Genomic DNA, 16,418 nt, shown 5'->3' on the forward strand with positions numbered 1-16,418 from the left:
GAGATTCGAAATCTATCGAAGAGGGGTGATACTTGATAAGAAGTTCTTACTAGTTTTCAATCTACTTACGATATAAACGGTCGTATTGGTAGTAGGGATCAAAGGTTACGTTAATTCCCAATTTACGGAGAACATTCTTATCTTCGTCCGTTAAGATGATCGTAGAATGAGCTTCGCTACCTTTGAGATTTCCGAGTTCTTTCATAGCACGGTCTGCATCAGGATTCTGCATAGCTGTAATTGCAAGAGCGATGAGAATCTCATTAGAATGAAGACGTGGATTGCGACTACCTAAGTGATTAATTTTCAAACCTTGGATTGGTTTCACCACTTCTGGTTCAATTAATTTTGTTTCGGCATCGATGTTAGCTGACTTTTTGATTGCATTGATCACAGCAGCAGCTGTTGGACCAAAGAGTTCCGAGTTCTTACCAGTGACAATTTCACCAGAAGGTAACTCAAGTGCTAGAGCGGGTCCATCTGTTTCTTCAGCTTTTTGTCGAGCAGCAACAGCTACCTTACGGTCAGCTGGTGTGATGCCGAGATCATTCATGAGAAGTTCGATTTTCTTGACAGCAGACTCAGCAACTTTTTCGGCTTTAAAGTCGAGAACTGTTTGGTAGTAGCGACGGATAATCTCTTGTTTTGATGCTTCAATTGCAGCATCGTTATCAGTGATTGCAAAACCAACCATATTTACACCCATGTCAGTTGGAGATGCATAAGGAGATTCACCCAAGATACGTTCGAGCATACGCTTAAGAACAGGGAAAATTTCGATATCACGATTGTAGTTGACTGTAGTTTCTCCATAAGTTTGGAGATGGAATGGGTCAATCATATTGACATCGTCAAGGTCTGCCGTAGCAGCTTCATAGGCTAAGTTAACCGGATGATGGAGAGGGAGATTCCAAACTGGGAAGGTTTCAAACTTAGCATAACCAGATTTGATGCCATTCAGTTGGTCGTGGTACATGTTAGACATACAAGTTGCCAACTTACCTGAACCAGGTCCAGGAGCAGTCACGACAATTAAATTGCGACTAGTTTTGATATAGTCATTTTTCCCCATACCTTCAGGAGAGATGATATGATCCATATCTGTCGGATATCCCTTGATTGGGTAGTGGAGATACGAGTCAATCCCATTTTTTTCTAATTGATTACGGAAGGCATCAGCTGCAGGTTGACCAGCATATTGGGTAATAACCACAGAGCCAACAAAGATACCAAGTTCGTTAAATTTATCAATCAAACGAAGCACTTCTTGGTCGTAAGAGATACCCAAGTCACCACGAGCTTTTGAGTGCTCGATATTGCTAGCGTTAATGGCAATGACAACCTCGACTTGTTCTTTCAACTCTTGCAAGAGTTTGATTTTGTTATCCGGCTCATATCCAGGAAGGACACGGGCGGCGTGGAAATCTTCCAACATCTTGCCCCCAAACTCCAAGTATAGTTTGCCGTCAAATTGATGAATACGCTCCAAAATATGGTCGCGTTGTAAGTTTAGATATTTTTCAGAACTAAAAGCTTGTTTTTTCATTTTTTTACCTCTGTTTTCTATTATATAAAAAAAATAAAAGATAAGAAACTACAGAGTAATAAAAGTAAGAAAAAAGATAGAGCAAACGCTTGCACAAATCATAAAAAAAGTCTATGATGGAGTAAAGTTAAGTTAAAAGAGGTGAAAAGATGCAAGAAAAATGGTGGCATAATGCAGTTGTCTATCAAGTTTATCCAAAAAGTTTCAAGGATAGTAATGGAGATGGGTTTGGTGATTTACCCGGAATAACTAGCAAGTTAGACTATTTAGCTAAGCTTGGGATCACAGCAATTTGGCTTTCGCCTGTCTATGATAGTCCTATGGATGATAATGGTTACGATATTTCAAATTATCAAGACATCGCTTCTATCTTTGGAACCATGGAAGACATGGACCAGCTGATCGCTGAAGCCAAAAAACGAGATATTCGAATCATCATGGACTTGGTTGTCAATCATACCTCAGACGAGCATGCCTGGTTTATCGAAGCGCGTGAAAATCCTCAAAGTCCCGAACGTGACTACTATATTTGGCGAGATAAACCCAATGATTTAACCTCTACTTTTAGTGGTTCTGCTTGGGAATACGATGAAAAGTCTGGTCAATATTATCTGCACTTTTTCAGTAAGAAACAACCAGATCTCAACTGGGAAAACGAAGAGCTCCGTCATAAAATCTATGAGATGATGAATTTCTGGATTGATAAAGGGATTGGTGGATTCCGTATGGACGTTATTGACATGATTGGGAAGATACCTGACCAGAAGGTTGTCAACAATGGTCCCATGCTCCATCCCTATCTCAAGGAGATGAACAAGGCAACCTTTGGCGACAAAGATTTGTTGACTGTTGGTGAAGCCTGGGGAGCAAATCCAGAAGAGGCCAAGCGTTATTCAAATCCAGAAGGTCAAGAGTTATCTATGGTCTTCCAGTTTGAACATATCTGTCTTCAGTATCAAGAAGGACAACCTAAGTGGCATTACCAAAAAGAGTTAAATGTAGGGAAATTAAAAGAGATTTTCAACAAGTGGCAGACAGAATTGGGGGTTGAAGATGGTTGGAATTCCCTCTTCTGGAACAACCATGACCTTCCACGAATCGTCTCTATCTGGGGCGACGAAGACAAATACCGTGAGAAATCAGCTAAGGCTTTTGCGATTTTACTTCACTTGATGAGAGGGACGCCCTATATCTATCAAGGTGAAGAAATCGGTATGACCAATTTCCCATTTGAAAGCTTGGAGCAAGTAGAAGATATTGAATCTATCAACTATGCCAAAGAAGTGCTAGAACAAGGTGTACCGCTAGAGCAAATTATGGATAGCATTCGTGTGATTGGACGTGACAATGCGCGTACCCCAATGCAGTGGGACACGACAGATTATGCTGGTTTTTCAAGTGCAAAACCTTGGCTATCAGTCAATCCAAACTATGCGAAGATTAATGTAGAAGAGGCTTTAGCAAATCCAGATTCTATCTTCTATACCTACCAAAAACTAGTTCAGCTACGCAAGGGAAATAGCTGGTTGGTTCAAGCTGACTTTGAGTTGCTAGAAACAGCTGAGAAAGTCTTTGCCTATATCCGTAAAGAAGGAGACCGTCGTTTCCTAGTGGTAGCCAATTTATCCAACCAGCAGCAAGAGTTTACAGTAGAAGAGCCAGTCAAGTCTATCTTGATTGAAAATACCTCAGTAGAAGATGCTTTAGAGAAACAACTCTTGGCTCCTTGGGATGCTTTCTGTGTCGAATTAGCTCATTAGACCTAAAAAAAACTCAAGTATCTAAGATGCTTGAGTTTTTTCTAAAATAAGTGTAGAAATTTCTTTAAAAAATATTAGTTTGAATTTTCTAAAAAATTCCATGAAAACCCTTGCTTTTATATAAAAATAGGGTATAATGGTGAAAAATAGTATTTTAAAGGAGAATACCGATGAAATCGAAAAAGTGGCTTGCAATAGCAGGGATAACGATGAGCGCAGCTCTTCTTTTGGCAGCTTGTGGCAAGACTGAGAAAAAAGCAGATGCTCCGACAACATTTTCATACGTATATGCCATCGATCCGACAACATTGGACTATAGCATTACTAGTAAAAGTTCAACATCAGACGTCATCGCCAACTTGGTTGACGGACTTTTGGAAAATGACAAATACGGGAACTTGATTCCGTCGCTTGCTGAAGATTGGTCAGTCTCACAAGACGGCTTGACTTATACTTACAAGCTACGTAAAGGTGTCAAATGGTATACTTCTGAAGGAGAAGAGTACGCTGAAGTCAAGGCCCAAGACTTTGTGACTGGCTTGAAGCATGCTGCAGATGGTAAATCAGATGGCTTAACACTTATCCAAGACTCTATCAAAGGTTTGGCAGAGTATGTTAGCGGTGAGACAAATGACTTCTCGACAGTCGGTGTCAAAGCAGTGGACGATTATACAGTTGAGTATACCTTGAACAAGCCAGAAAGTTTCTGGAATTCTAAGGTGACAACAGCGACTATGCTCCCAGTTAATGAAGAATTCCTGAATTCTCAAGGTAAAGATTATGGTGCAGCAACACCTTCAGGTATTCTCTATAATGGACCATATATTTTGAAGAACTTCACTTCAAAATCAGTGATCGAGTACGAAAAAAATCCAAATTATTGGGATAAAGACAATGTTAAGATTGACCACGTCAAATTGACTTTCTACGATGGATCTGACCAAGAATCATTGATTCGTAGTTTCTCATCAGGAGCTTATACAACAGCTCGTCTCTTCCCAACAAGTTCAAACTTTGATTCAACTAAGCAAGAATACGGGGATAAGATTGTCTATAGTCCGCAAGAAGCGACCAGCTATTACTTTACTTTCAACGTGAATCGTCAGTCTTACAATAAAACAGCAAAGACAGATGAAGCGCAAAAGACTTCTACTAAAGAAGCCCTTCTCAATAAAAACTTCCGCCAGGCAATCAACTTTGCTCTTGACCGTCATTCTTACTCTGCTCAGATGAATGGTGAAGAAGGAGCGGACAAGATTATCCGTACCAGTCTTGTACCTTATGACTATGTTCAGGTTGGTGAAAAGACCTTCGGTGAATTGGCTCAAGAACAACTGGTAACATACGGAGACCAGTGGAAAGATGTGGCTTTGACAGATGGTAAAGACACTATTTACAATCCAACAAAAGCAAAAGCTGCCTTTGAAAAAGCCAAGTCAGAATTGCAAGCCAAGGGCGTAACCTTCCCAATCCATTTGGATATTCCAGTTGAACAGACAGATGTCATTGCTGTTCAACAAACCAACTCCCTCAAACAATCTGTCGAAGCAGCGCTTGGAACTGAAAATGTTGTCATCGATGTGCTTCAAATGACAGATAATGAGAAAATGAGTATTACATCTCAAGCCAAGGTTCCTTCTCAAAAAGACTATGACTTGAATGGAACTGGTTGGGGACCAGACTATCAAGATCCAGCTACCTATCTAAATATCTTGGATGCTAAGAAGGGTTCTGCCCTTAAACACTTGGGTATCACAAAAGGTAAAGATCCAGAAGTCATGGCTCAAGTTGGACTTGATGAGTACAAGAAACTCTTGGATGATGCAGCATCAGAAACAACAGACCTTAACAAACGCTATGAAAAATATGCTAAAGCACAGGCTTGGGTATCTGATAGTTCACTTCTCATTCCTGTAGCATCTTCAGGAGGTTCTCCTACAGTTAGTCGTACAGTACCATTCTCGAAAGCCTACTCTCAAGTTGGTATCAAGGGAGATCCGTTTGTATTTAAAGGTCTAGAGTTGCAAAATGATATTGTAACCACTAAAGAATACGAAGAAGCTCTCAAGAAATGGCAAAAAGAGAAACTTGAAACAAACGCTAAATATCAAAAAGAGTTAGCGAACCACGTTAAATAATCTTAAACAACGATGAAAGAAATCTTGATTTTATGCGGGATTTCTTTCTTTTTTTCATATACTGACGAGAGGGCAAATAATTAAATAACTTTACTTTTAGGGTGAAATTTGATAAAATAGACTTATGTCATAAAACCTAACATTTAAGGAGAAAATGAATCATGAAACTCAAAAAACGACTGATTGGAGCGGGGCTGACGCTTGCCGCGGCGGTCTTATTGACAGCGTGTGGGAAGTCAGCATCAGATGTTAAAACCTACTCGTCAACATTTGGTGCCGACCCGACAACCTTCAACTACCTGTTGGACTACTCTGGTGACAATACTAATGTTATTACCAACTTGGTAGATGGGTTGCTTGAAAATGACAATTATGGAAATCTCATTCCTGCTCTTGCAGAAGATTGGAGTGTTTCAAAGGATGGTTTGACTTACACTTATAAACTTCGTCAAGATGCAAAATGGTTCACTGCTGACGGGGAAGAATACGCCCCAATTAAAGCACAAGATTTCGTCACAGGTATCAAGTATGCAGCTGATAATAAGAGTCAAGCTCTCGATTTGATTCAGAACTCAATCAAGGGATTAGATGATTATGTGACAGGCGCAAATGCTGACTTTTCAAATGTTGGTGTGAAAGCTGTAGATGATTACACTGTCCAATACACTTTGACACGTCCAGAACCATTCTGGAACTCTAAAACAACTAATAGTATCCTCTTTCCAGTCAATGAAGAGTTCTTGACTTCTAAAGGTAAAGAATTTGGGGAATTGAAACCAGACAGCATTCTCTACAGTGGTCCTTATTTGTTAAAAGATTTCACATCAAAATCATCACTTGAGTACATGAAGAACCCTCATTACTATGACCAAGAAAAAGTGACGATTGAAAGAGTTAAGTTGGCTTATGTTGATGGTTCTGACCAAGATATGACAATCCGTAATTTCGAAAGCGGAGCCTACTCGTCTGCTGGTGTTTACCCAAATAGTTCAAACTTCGCTAAGACTAAGGAAAAATACAAGGACAACATCGTCTATAGCTTGCAGGATGCGACTTCTTGGTACTATAATTTTAACGTTAATCGCCAAACATACAATCATACAGCTAAGACTAGCGATGAGCAAAAACAAGCTACTCAAGCTGCAATTTTAAATAAAAATTTCCGTCAAGCAATCAACTTTGCCATTGACCGTACAGCCTATTCGGCTCAGTCTAATGGAGAAGAAGCGGCTAAAAACACTCTTCGTAACACACTTGTGCCACCAACATTCGTGCAAGTAGGTGACAAGACTTTCGGTGAGACAGTTTCATCTAAGTTGGTAAACTACGGTACACAGTGGTCAAATATGAATCTTGAAGACGCTCAAGACGGCTATTTCAATAAAGAAAAAGCACAAGCTCAGTTTTCAGAGGCTAAAAAAGAACTAGAAGCACAAGGTGTAACCTTCCCGATTCATTTGGACTTGCCTGTAGACCAAGTTAACAAAACCTTGCTTCCAAAGATTCATTCGCTGAAACAATCTGTCGAATCAACTCTTGGGGCAGAAAATGTAGTGATTGATGTCGTTCAAATTTCAACAGAAGACTATGCCAATGCGACATTCCAAGCGCCAACCATAGCTGATCATGACTATGACTTGAACTTGGATGGTTGGTCTGCAGACTACCAAGATCCATCGACTTATCTTAATCCTTTCAACGCTGAGGATGGATTCTATCTCAAGATTTTAGGACTTGATCCAAGCAAGGATACTGATAAGATTACAAGTATCGGATTGGACCAATATACTCAAAAATTGAAAGCGGCAGATGCAGAAAATACAGACGTAGCCAAACGTTATGAAAATTATGCAGACGCACAAGCTTGGCTGATTGATAGTTCGCTATTGCTCCCTGTAAATTCAAACGGTGGTGGAGCTTCAGTAACACGTGTGACACCATTTACACGAGCTTACTCACTTGTCGGAATCAAAGGTACTGGAAGTAACTACAAGTACATGAAATTGCAAACCGATGTGGTAACAACTGCTCAATTTGACGAAGCTAAAGCCAAATGGGAACAAGAACGTAAAAATTCTGTCGAAAAGAGTCAAAAAGAATTCGAAAGTCACGTTAAATAATAAAAAATAGAGCTTTTAAATAGCTCTATTTTTTATTATAGTTGTATTTTGGAAACACAAAAGGCATCAAAAACAATAATAAACATAAGCAACGAAAATACTTTCCGATAAGTAAGCACTTCCTTAACTAGTATGGATAGCCTTGAGAGACAATTTATGATATAATTAACTTAAAATGTTTAGAAGAGGTATTTCATGAAAAGTAGACGCATTAAAAAAGGTAAATCTAGTAAGTTTCAGCAGAGTTTAAATGTAGGTTTGTTGCTAATCTATGCTGTTCTAGCTTCTTTTTTATTGTTTTTGATTTTTAAATATCAGATTTTAGCGGTCAGTTATTTTAATATTATCTTGGCAGTGGTTTTAGTGCTCGTAGCTTTATTATCCCTCTTGTTGATAGTCAAGCGCAAAGCCAAGATTTTCACTTTGATAGTGCTATTGCTCTCAGTCTTATTCGGCTCGGTAGCTTTGGTAGCTGTAAATCGATTTATAGGACTCGCCAATCAATTCAATGCAACGTCAAATTATTCAAGTTACTCTATGAGTGTGGCAGTACTTGCAGACAGTGAGATTAATAACGTTTCTCAATTATCCAGTGTAACAGCTCCTACTGGAACAGATGCTGAGAATATTCAAAAATTGATAGATGACATTAAAACAACTCAAAGCAAGGAATTGACAGTTGAGGAAGCATCTTCTTACCTAGCATCCTATAAGAGTTTGTTAGATGGAGAAGCCAAAGCAATTGTCTTAAACAGCGTTTTTGAGAATCTGATTGAACAGGAATATCCTGACCATGCTAAAAAGATTAAGAAAATCTATACTAAGGATTTGACAAAGAAAGTGGAAGCACCTAAGGTTGCTACAGGAAATTCTTTCAATGTCTACATCAGTGGGATTGATACCTATGGTCCTATCAGTTCTGTTTCGCGCTCAGATGTCAATATCATCATGACCGTAAATCAAGATACCAAGAAGATTCTCTTGACGACAACTCCACGAGATGCCTACGTTCCTATCGCGGATGGCGGGAATAACCAAAATGATAAGTTGACGCATGCGGGTATCTATGGCGTAGATGCTTCTATCCATACCTTAGAAAATCTTTACGGTATCGACTTGAACTACTATGCTCGACTTAATTTCACCTCTTTCTTGAAGCTGATTGACCTTCTTGGAGGTGTTGATGTCTATAATGATCAAGAATTCACATCGCGTCATGGGCAATACCATTTCCCAGTCGGAAATGTTCATTTGGATTCTGAGCAAGCTTTGGGATTTGTTCGTGAACGCTATTCGCTTGCCAATGGTGACGGTGATCGTGGTCGTAACCAACAAAAAGTCATTGCGGCGATTATCCAGAAATTAACCACGGCAGAATCCTTGAAAAACTATGACAGTATCATTCAAGGTTTGCAGGATTCAATCCAGACCAATATGCCACCAGAAACAATGGTTAGTCTTGTCAATACTCAGTTGGCAAGCGGTGGGAAATATACCGTCACCAATCAAGATTTGAAAGGGACTGGACGTATGGGTCTTCCGTCTTACGCCATGCCTGATAGCAATCTTTACATGTTAGAAATCGACCCAACAAGCTTGGAAACTGTTAAAGCAGCCATTAAGGCTACCATGGAAGGAAAATAAGATGATTGATATTCATTCACATATTGTTTTCGATGTTGACGATGGACCTAAAAATAGAGCTGAGAGCAAGGCTCTCCTAGAGGAAGCTTACGCACAAGGTGTTCGAACCATTGTTTCCACCTCTCATCGTAGAAAAGGGATGTTTGAAACACCAGAAGACAAAATTGCAGCTAATTTTAGTGAAGTTAAACAGTTGGCTCAAGAAATCGCACCGGATTTGAATATCGTGTACGGAGCTGAGATTTATTTTTCTAGCGATGCTTTAGAAAAATTAGAAAAAGCTTTAATTCCACGGATTAATGACACACGCTTTGCTTTGATTGAGTTTAGTATGAATACGCCCTACAGAGACATTCATAGCGCTTTATCCAAAGTTCTCATGTTAGGGATTACACCTGTGGTTGCTCACATTGAGCGCTATCACACCTTGGAAAATGATGAGAAAAAAGTAAGGGAGCTCATCAATATGGGCTGCTATATGCAGATTAATAGTTCGAGTGTATTAAAGCCACGACTATTTGGTGACACCTACAAATTTATGAAAAAGCGTGCTAGGTATTTCTTGGACAAGGATTTAGTACATGTAGTGGCTAGCGATATGCACAATTTGGATAATCGTCCGCCTTATATGAAAGAAGCTTATGAGCTCATTGCTAAAAAATACGGAGCAGGAAAAGCTCGTGAGCTTTTTGAAACAAACCCATCAAACATTATAAATGACCAACTAATTTAGGAGAAATTATGAAAGAACAAGACAAAATTGAAATTGATGTACTGCAATTAGTAAAAGTACTATGGAAACGAAAATTTGTTATCCTGGTGGCTGCATTAGTAGCAGGTTTAGTAGCGTTTGCTTATAGCTCATTTGTGATCAAGCCTCAGTATACCAGTACTACCCGTATCTATGTCGTCAATCGTAACCAGGCAGATAAGCCGGGATTGACTAACCAAGATTTGCAGGCGGGTGCTTACCTGGTAAAAGACTACCGTGAAATCATCCTCTCTCAGGATGTACTTGAAAAAGTAGTAGCTGATCAAAGTTTAACCATTGATGCAAAAACTCTTGGGAAAAAAGTTTCAGTAACAGTTCCTGCAGATACTCGTATCGTATCCATTTCAGTTCGAGATGGCAAGCCTGAAGAAGCAAGTCGTATCGCCAACGCTCTACGAGAAGTAGCGGCTCAGAAGATTATTTCAGTAACGCGAGTGTCAGATGTAACGACACTTGAGGAAGCAAGACCAGCAACATCTCCATCTTCACCAAATATTCGTCGAAACACAATGATGGCTACTGTAGCAGGTGTAGGATTTGTTGTAATTATCGTACTTTTAGTCGAATTATTAGATGATCGAGTGAAACGTCCAGAAGATATCGAAGAAGTGATGCACCTCTCACTTTTGGGTGTTATTCCAAATCTTGAGAAATTAAAGTAAAGAGGGAAATATGGCAAAGTTAGAATTATCACAACAACGATTAAACTCTGTAAAAAAAGCTGAAGAGTATTATAATGCGCTACGTACTAATATCCAATTGAGTGGAGATGGGCTCAAAGTGATTGCACTTTCTTCGGTTAGACCTGGAGAAGGAAAGTCGACAACTTCAACCAATATTGCCTGGGCTTTCGCGCGTGCAGGCTATAAGACGCTTCTTATTGATGCCGATATTCGTAATTCGGTTATGTCAGGTGTCTTCAAATCCAGAGAAAAAATTACAGGTTTGACAGACTACTTGTCAGGAACCAAAGATTTATCCCACGGTTTGTGCGAAACAAACGTAGAAAACTTGTTTGTCATTCAATCAGGAGCCGTTTCACCAAACCCAACTGCTCTTCTTCAAAGTGAAAAATTTGAAGCAATGATTGAGACCTTGCGCAAATACTTTGACTATATCATTGTAGATACAGCCCCTATCGGAGTTGTCATTGATGCAGCGATTATCGTACAAAAATGTGATGCCTCTATCCTGGTGACTGAAGCTTCTGCAACAAAACGGAGAGAAGTTCAAAAAGCTAAAGACCAGCTAGAGCAAACAGGAACACCATTCTTAGGAGTTATTCTGAATAAATTTAATATTAAACTTGAAAAATATGGTACTTACGGTACATATGGCGGATATGGGAATTACGGTGCCTACGGTAAAAAATAAGTTTAGGGAGGAAGTATGGAAGGAAGGGGTTTCTACAACGTAACTTTAGCGTTTTTACAGAGTATTCTGGTCAGTATATTAGCTTATATACTAATCTCTGTATCTGAAACAGAAATTGTTGCAAAAACGGTTTTTGTTCTGTATTTTCTTCATTTTGCAGCTTTCTATATCAGTGGCTACGGTAAGGATTTTTTTAAACGCAGTCAATCCGTCGAATTGATAGAGATAGTAAAATACATCATCTTTTTTGCATTGCTGATTAGTTTTTCTAGTTTTTTCCTGAAAGACCAATTTGTTATTTCAAGGCGTGGTATGATTTACTTCCTATCTTTGTACGGAGTGTTTAATTATATCCTGAGTTTTGTTATCAAAAAATATTGGGTGCAGTTTAATCACAATTTAAAAGGAAGTCGTAAAATTATTTTGATTACTGCGACATCTCGAATTGAAAAGGTGATTGATCGCTTATTGAATGCAAATGACGTTTTTGGGAAACTTGTCGCTGTAAGTGTACTAGATAAACCGGAATTTAAACATGATAAAGTAACGGTTATTCCTCGAGAATATCTCATTAATTATGCAACCCATGAGGTAGTAGATGAAGTGTTTGTAAATCTACCTAGTGAAGATTATGATATTGGTAGCATTATTTCTCAATTTGAAACGATGGGGATTGATGTTACAGTTAATCTAAATGCTTTTGATAAAAATTTAGGTCGAAACAAACAAATTCATGAGATGGCTGGTTTGAATGTAGTAACTTTTTCTACAAATTTATATAAACCTAGTCATATCATTGCCAAGAGAATCATTGATATTCTTGGTGCTATTGTAGGACTAATTATATTTGGTCTTGTAAGTATAGTTCTTGTTCCAATGATTAGAAAAGATGGTGGACCAGCAATCTTCTCTCAAACCCGAGTTGGTAAAAATGGTCGCTATTTCACATTTTATAAATTCCGTTCCATGAGGGTAGATGCGGAAGAAATCAAGCAGCAATTGATGGACCAAAATACTATGCAGGGTGGGATGTTTAAAATGGACAATGACCCTCGTGTTACAAAGATTGGACACTTTATTCGAAAGACAAGTTTGGATGAATTGCCCCAATTTTGGAATGTGTTGATTGGCGATATGAGCTTAGTAGGAACTCGACCTCCAACGGTTGATGAATACGAAAAATACACACCTGAACAAAAACGTCGATTGAGTTTTAAACCAGGTATTACTGGTCTGTGGCAAATTAGCGGTCGAAGCGGCATTACTAATTTTGATGATGTTGTCAAACTTGATGTAGCCTATATCGATGATTGGACTATTTGGAAAGATTTCGAAATTTTATTAAAAACAATAAAAGTAGTGTTGATGAGAGATGGAGCAAAGTGATTCTATGAATAAAGTGAGAGAGATTCAATTAGGAGAGTTAACCCTTTTAGAAAGTTATATCGATCTTTGTAAAAGGCATGATTTGCGATATTATGCCTTGGGTGGGACTTTACTCGGCGCTATTCGTCATAAGGGTTTTATCCCATGGGATGATGATATGGATTTAGGAATGCCCAGAAAAGATTATGAAAAATTCTTATCAATCTGTGAGCAAGAGCTACCTGAAAGTGTTATTTTAAGACTTCACGACGATAATCTGGGGAATACCTCGATTATGGATACGTCAATCCAAATCCAATTTGGGAACGAATGGTGTAGTCCTTTTATTGATATCTTTCCTTTAGATGGTTATCCAGAAGATGGTTTTCACTACTGGTTGCATACAAATAAAATCAAACTTTATCGTGCCTTGTCTAAAATTTCTGTCATCGATCGTTTGCATGAGAGAGATAGGGGTTCGTTCGAAAATGCAATTGTGAAAATTTCAAAACTCTTTAAATTAAATAAGCTCTTAAACACTTCAAAAATTAACAAAAAATTACAAAGTATCATTAAACAATATGATTACGAGACTAGCACTATGGTAGGAAATGTTTTAGGTTCATACCGCGAGCGAGAACTCGCAAGAAAAGAAGTCTTCGGGGAACCGCAATTACTAGAGTTTGAAAACTTACAAATTAGTTGTCATGCAAATCCAGACGAATATTTGACAAAGATATATGGTGATTACATGCAACTACCAAAAGAAGCTGAGCGTAAGGGTCATTTTGAGTCTACGTGGGGAGATTAAATTGAATAGTTTTAATTTAATGGGGGTCAGAATTGACCCCTTAACAATGGACGAAACTGTCCAAGCTGTTGAAAAATTTGTTCTTGAGCAACGCCCACTCCATCTAATGGGGGTGAACGCAGACAAAATTAATCAATGTCAGACAGATGAATCTATTAAAAAGATAGTGAACGATTCTGAAATCATTAATGCAGATGGAGCTTCAGTTGTTCTAGCTTCTCGCTTTTTGGGTTATCAAGTTCCTGAGAGAGTTGCTGGGATTGATTTGATGCAAAAGTTGCTCCATTTAGCCAATGAAAAGTCATATTCGGTTTATTTTTTTGGTGCCAAGGAAGAAGTTTTAATAGATATGTTGGAAATCTTTAAGAAAGATTATCCAAATTTACGAGTCCTTGGACATCGTAATGGTTATTTTTCTGAAGAAGATGAATATGGTATTCAAGAAGATATTCGAGCAAAAAATCCGGATTTTGTTTTTGTCGGGATTACTTCTCCTAAGAAAGAATACATTATCCAAAAGTTCATGGATCATGGTGTAAATTCGGTATTTATGGGAGTTGGAGGTAGTTTTGACGTCCTGTCTGGTCATATCCAACGAGCGCCTCTCTGGATGCAAAAATCAAATCTTGAGTGGTTGTTCCGCGTGGCAAATGAACCGAAACGCCTCTTTAAACGGTATTTCGTAGGAAATGTCACTTTTATTAAGCGAGTTTTAGATGAAAAACGGAAGTCGAAAAAATAATATTTTACATATTTCACGTACCATGGATATCGGTGGTGCGGAACGAATTGTCTACCAGTTGAGTACGGACTTGAAAGATGAGTTTGATAGTGTCCATGTGGCGTCTACTGGTGGGCTTTGGGAGAGTGAGCTTGCTACTCAAGGGATTCAACATCATAAAATTTTAGATATCGATAGTAAAAATCCTTTGACAGTATTAAAGCTTCTCTTTAGCATTCACCAGATTATCAAACAAAAAGGGATAACAATAGTTCATACTCATCATCGGATGGCTGCTTTTTATATCCGTTTATTAAAACTTGTTCATCCAAAATTGATACACGTTTATACAGCCCACAATGTCTTTAAAGATAAACTGCCTCTATATGGATTTGCTTTAAAAAATGCTAAAAGTGTGGCAGTGGGAGAAGCTGTAAATAAAAACTTAAAAGAAGATGTAGGTATTACTGATAGCAGGGTTATTTATAATGGAGTCGTTTTAAAAGAAACGGATGACCAGGTCGATGAGATTATCAGTTATGGTGGGATTAAACTTGGCTGTATTGCTAGGTTATCTGAGCAAAAAGGCTTGACTTATCTCCTTGATGCTATGTCTTTACTGACTATTAAGGATATTCGATTATTTATCGTTGGTGAAGGTGAGCTTCGAGAAGAGTTGGAAAACAAGGTTAAAGAACTAAATCTTCAAGATTCGGTAATTTTTTTAGGATATCGCAAGGATATCGTCGAATGTATCAATAGTTTTGATTTTTGTGTTTTGCCTTCAGTATTTGAAGGATTTGGTTTAGTTGCCATTGAGGCATTTATGAATAGTAAAACCTTAGTTGCGACGGATATACCGGGATTAAACGAAGTTGTAACAAATAAAAATGGGGTTTTAGTCCCAGCAAAAGACCCTGCTGCTCTAGCATCTGCTATTGATAAATTAGCTACAGATGCAACACTAAGACAGGAACTTGCTAGCCAAGCAAAAAAAGACTATGAAAACAGATTTAGTTATCCTATGTTTTTGGAAAACTATCGAGCATTGTATAGAGAAATACAGGGAGAACCAAAATGAAAAAAGTAATGTTGGTTTTTGGGACACGTCCAGAAGCAATCAAAATGTGTCCGTTAGTAAATGAGTTGAAGGAAAATGATTCAATCAAGACTATTGTCTGTGTAACTGGACAACATAAGGAAATGCTGGAGCAAGTTTTAGATGTCTTTAAGGTCGTTCCAGATTATGATTTGGGGATTATGAAGGCCAATCAAACTCTCTTTACAATTACGACTAGTATTCTAGATAAGATTCAAGCTGTGCTTGAACAAGAAAATCCTGATATCGTTCTTGTTCACGGTGATACAACTACGACTTTTGCTACGGCTTTAGCTGCATTTTATATGGGTATCAAGGTTGGGCATGTGGAAGCAGGTTTGCGAACTTATAATCTTCAAAGTCCGTTCCCTGAAGAATTCAACCGCCAAACCACTTCCATTATTGCAGATTATAATTTCGCCCCGACAGAAGTTGCAAAGGAAAATCTGCTAAAAGAAGGAAGAGAGAATATTTTTGTAACAGGTAATACCGTTATTGATGCTTTGAAGACAACTGTCCAGGAAAATTATGACCACCCAATTTTAGAATGGGCTAAGGACAGTAAGTTGATTATGTTGACAGCTCACAGACGTGAAAATCTTGGGCAACCAATGGAGCATATGTTTAATGCTGTTAACCGTATTTTAAATGAATTTGAAGATGTTAAGGTTGTATACCCAATTCATAAAAACCCTAAGGTTCGAGAGTTGGCCAGTAAAGTATTTGGGGATAATGAACGCATGAAAATTATTGAACCTTTAGAAGTCATCGATTTCCATAATTTCATGAACCAAAGCTACATGATTTTAACAGATTCTGGTGGTGTGCAGGAAGAGGCTCCATCCTTAGGGAAGCCTGTTTTAGTCATGCGAGATACAACAGAGCGTCCGGAGGGGATTGCTGCTGGAACATTGAAATTAGTGGGTACGGACGAAGAAAATATTTACTCTAATTTTAAACTTCTTTTAGAAAACCAAACAGAATATAACAAGATGAGTAAGGCTAGCAACCCATACGGAGATGGAAAAGCTTGTGAAAGAATCGTCGATATTATTTTGGAAGGATAGG

The 16,418-nt window shown here is 38.4% G+C and carries 13 protein-coding genes; 12 read left to right on the forward strand and 1 reads right to left on the reverse strand.

Features of this window, described 5'->3' with window-relative positions; genetic code table 11:
- Positions 1 to 61: 61 nt before the first annotated feature.
- Positions 62 to 1,546: a DUF1846 domain-containing protein gene (locus ACVAMZ_RS01855; RefSeq protein ID WP_178894609.1), complete on the reverse strand. Its 1,485-nt coding sequence runs from the start codon at positions 1,544 to 1,546 to the stop codon at positions 62 to 64.
- A gap of 149 nt (positions 1,547 to 1,695) precedes the next feature.
- Here ACVAMZ_RS01855 and ACVAMZ_RS01860 point away from each other — a divergent pair, with 149 nt between their 5' ends.
- From ACVAMZ_RS01860 to wecB, 12 genes are all read left to right on the forward strand, one after another.
- Positions 1,696 to 3,306 (forward strand): glycoside hydrolase family 13 protein, encoded by a 1,611-nt coding sequence (locus ACVAMZ_RS01860; RefSeq protein ID WP_461684872.1) that lies wholly within the window; start codon positions 1,696 to 1,698, stop codon positions 3,304 to 3,306.
- Positions 3,307 to 3,476: 170 nt separating this feature from the next.
- Positions 3,477 to 5,444, forward strand: a complete 1,968-nt coding sequence (locus ACVAMZ_RS01865) for a peptide ABC transporter substrate-binding protein (protein ID WP_461684873.1) — start codon at positions 3,477 to 3,479, stop codon at positions 5,442 to 5,444.
- Between the two features lie 161 nt (positions 5,445 to 5,605).
- Complete coding sequence (locus tag ACVAMZ_RS01870; RefSeq protein WP_461684874.1) at positions 5,606 to 7,564, forward strand: peptide ABC transporter substrate-binding protein; 1,959 nt, start codon at positions 5,606 to 5,608, stop codon at positions 7,562 to 7,564.
- Positions 7,565 to 7,759: 195 nt separating this feature from the next.
- Positions 7,760 to 9,208, forward strand: a complete 1,449-nt coding sequence (cpsA, locus tag ACVAMZ_RS01875; RefSeq protein ID WP_461684875.1) for an LCP family glycopolymer transferase CpsA — start codon at positions 7,760 to 7,762, stop codon at positions 9,206 to 9,208.
- Between the two features lies 1 nt (position 9,209).
- A complete protein-coding gene (cps4B, locus tag ACVAMZ_RS01880) occupies positions 9,210 to 9,941 on the forward strand; it encodes a capsular polysaccharide biosynthesis protein Cps4B (protein WP_461684876.1) in 732 nt (243 codons plus the stop codon).
- Between the two features lie 8 nt (positions 9,942 to 9,949).
- On the forward strand, positions 9,950 to 10,642 hold the full coding sequence (locus ACVAMZ_RS01885) for a CspC family polysaccharide chain length determinant protein (protein WP_461684877.1): 693 nt from the start codon (positions 9,950 to 9,952) through the stop codon (positions 10,640 to 10,642).
- Positions 10,643 to 10,652: 10 nt separating this feature from the next.
- Entirely contained in the window at positions 10,653 to 11,354 is a 702-nt protein-coding gene (locus tag ACVAMZ_RS01890) for a tyrosine-protein kinase (RefSeq protein WP_461684878.1), read from the forward strand.
- A 15-nt stretch (positions 11,355 to 11,369) separates the two neighbouring features.
- Positions 11,370 to 12,740, forward strand: coding sequence for a sugar transferase (locus ACVAMZ_RS01895; protein ID WP_461684879.1), 1,371 nt, complete (start codon positions 11,370 to 11,372; stop codon positions 12,738 to 12,740).
- A gap of 4 nt (positions 12,741 to 12,744) precedes the next feature.
- Positions 12,745 to 13,530 (forward strand): LicD family protein, encoded by a 786-nt coding sequence (locus ACVAMZ_RS01900; RefSeq protein ID WP_461684880.1) that lies wholly within the window; start codon positions 12,745 to 12,747, stop codon positions 13,528 to 13,530.
- A gap of 19 nt (positions 13,531 to 13,549) precedes the next feature.
- Complete coding sequence (locus ACVAMZ_RS01905) at positions 13,550 to 14,272, forward strand: WecB/TagA/CpsF family glycosyltransferase (protein WP_461685166.1); 723 nt, start codon at positions 13,550 to 13,552, stop codon at positions 14,270 to 14,272.
- Entirely contained in the window at positions 14,247 to 15,332 is a 1,086-nt protein-coding gene (locus tag ACVAMZ_RS01910) for a glycosyltransferase family 4 protein (RefSeq protein WP_461684881.1), read from the forward strand. Before ACVAMZ_RS01905 ends, ACVAMZ_RS01910 begins: the two co-directional genes overlap by 26 nt.
- Complete coding sequence (wecB, locus tag ACVAMZ_RS01915) at positions 15,329 to 16,417, forward strand: non-hydrolyzing UDP-N-acetylglucosamine 2-epimerase (RefSeq protein ID WP_414272939.1); 1,089 nt, start codon at positions 15,329 to 15,331, stop codon at positions 16,415 to 16,417. The genes ACVAMZ_RS01910 and wecB overlap by 4 nt, the downstream gene beginning before the upstream one ends.
- The last annotated feature ends 1 nt before the right edge of the window (position 16,418 follow it).

Source organism: Streptococcus sp. KHUD_017 (assembly GCF_054861245.1).

Excerpts from the sequence above, each read along its gene's own strand:
- ACVAMZ_RS01855 (WP_178894609.1), bottom strand. The coding sequence starts at position 1,546 with ATGAAAAAACAAGCTTTTAGTTCTGAAAAATATCTAAACTTACAACGC.
- ACVAMZ_RS01860 (WP_461684872.1), top strand. The coding sequence starts at position 1,696 with ATGCAAGAAAAATGGTGGCATAATGCAGTTGTCTATCAAGTTTATCCA.
- ACVAMZ_RS01865 (WP_461684873.1), top strand. The coding sequence starts at position 3,477 with ATGAAATCGAAAAAGTGGCTTGCAATAGCAGGGATAACGATGAGCGCA.
- ACVAMZ_RS01870 (WP_461684874.1), top strand. The coding sequence starts at position 5,606 with ATGAAACTCAAAAAACGACTGATTGGAGCGGGGCTGACGCTTGCCGCG.
- cpsA (WP_461684875.1), top strand. The coding sequence starts at position 7,760 with ATGAAAAGTAGACGCATTAAAAAAGGTAAATCTAGTAAGTTTCAGCAG.
- cps4B (WP_461684876.1), top strand. The coding sequence starts at position 9,210 with ATGATTGATATTCATTCACATATTGTTTTCGATGTTGACGATGGACCT.
- ACVAMZ_RS01885 (WP_461684877.1), top strand. The coding sequence starts at position 9,950 with ATGAAAGAACAAGACAAAATTGAAATTGATGTACTGCAATTAGTAAAA.
- ACVAMZ_RS01890 (WP_461684878.1), top strand. The coding sequence starts at position 10,653 with ATGGCAAAGTTAGAATTATCACAACAACGATTAAACTCTGTAAAAAAA.
- ACVAMZ_RS01895 (WP_461684879.1), top strand. The coding sequence starts at position 11,370 with ATGGAAGGAAGGGGTTTCTACAACGTAACTTTAGCGTTTTTACAGAGT.
- ACVAMZ_RS01900 (WP_461684880.1), top strand. The coding sequence starts at position 12,745 with ATGAATAAAGTGAGAGAGATTCAATTAGGAGAGTTAACCCTTTTAGAA.
- ACVAMZ_RS01905 (WP_461685166.1), top strand. The coding sequence starts at position 13,550 with ATGGGGGTCAGAATTGACCCCTTAACAATGGACGAAACTGTCCAAGCT.
- ACVAMZ_RS01910 (WP_461684881.1), top strand. The coding sequence starts at position 14,247 with ATGAAAAACGGAAGTCGAAAAAATAATATTTTACATATTTCACGTACC.
- wecB (WP_414272939.1), top strand. The coding sequence starts at position 15,329 with ATGAAAAAAGTAATGTTGGTTTTTGGGACACGTCCAGAAGCAATCAAA.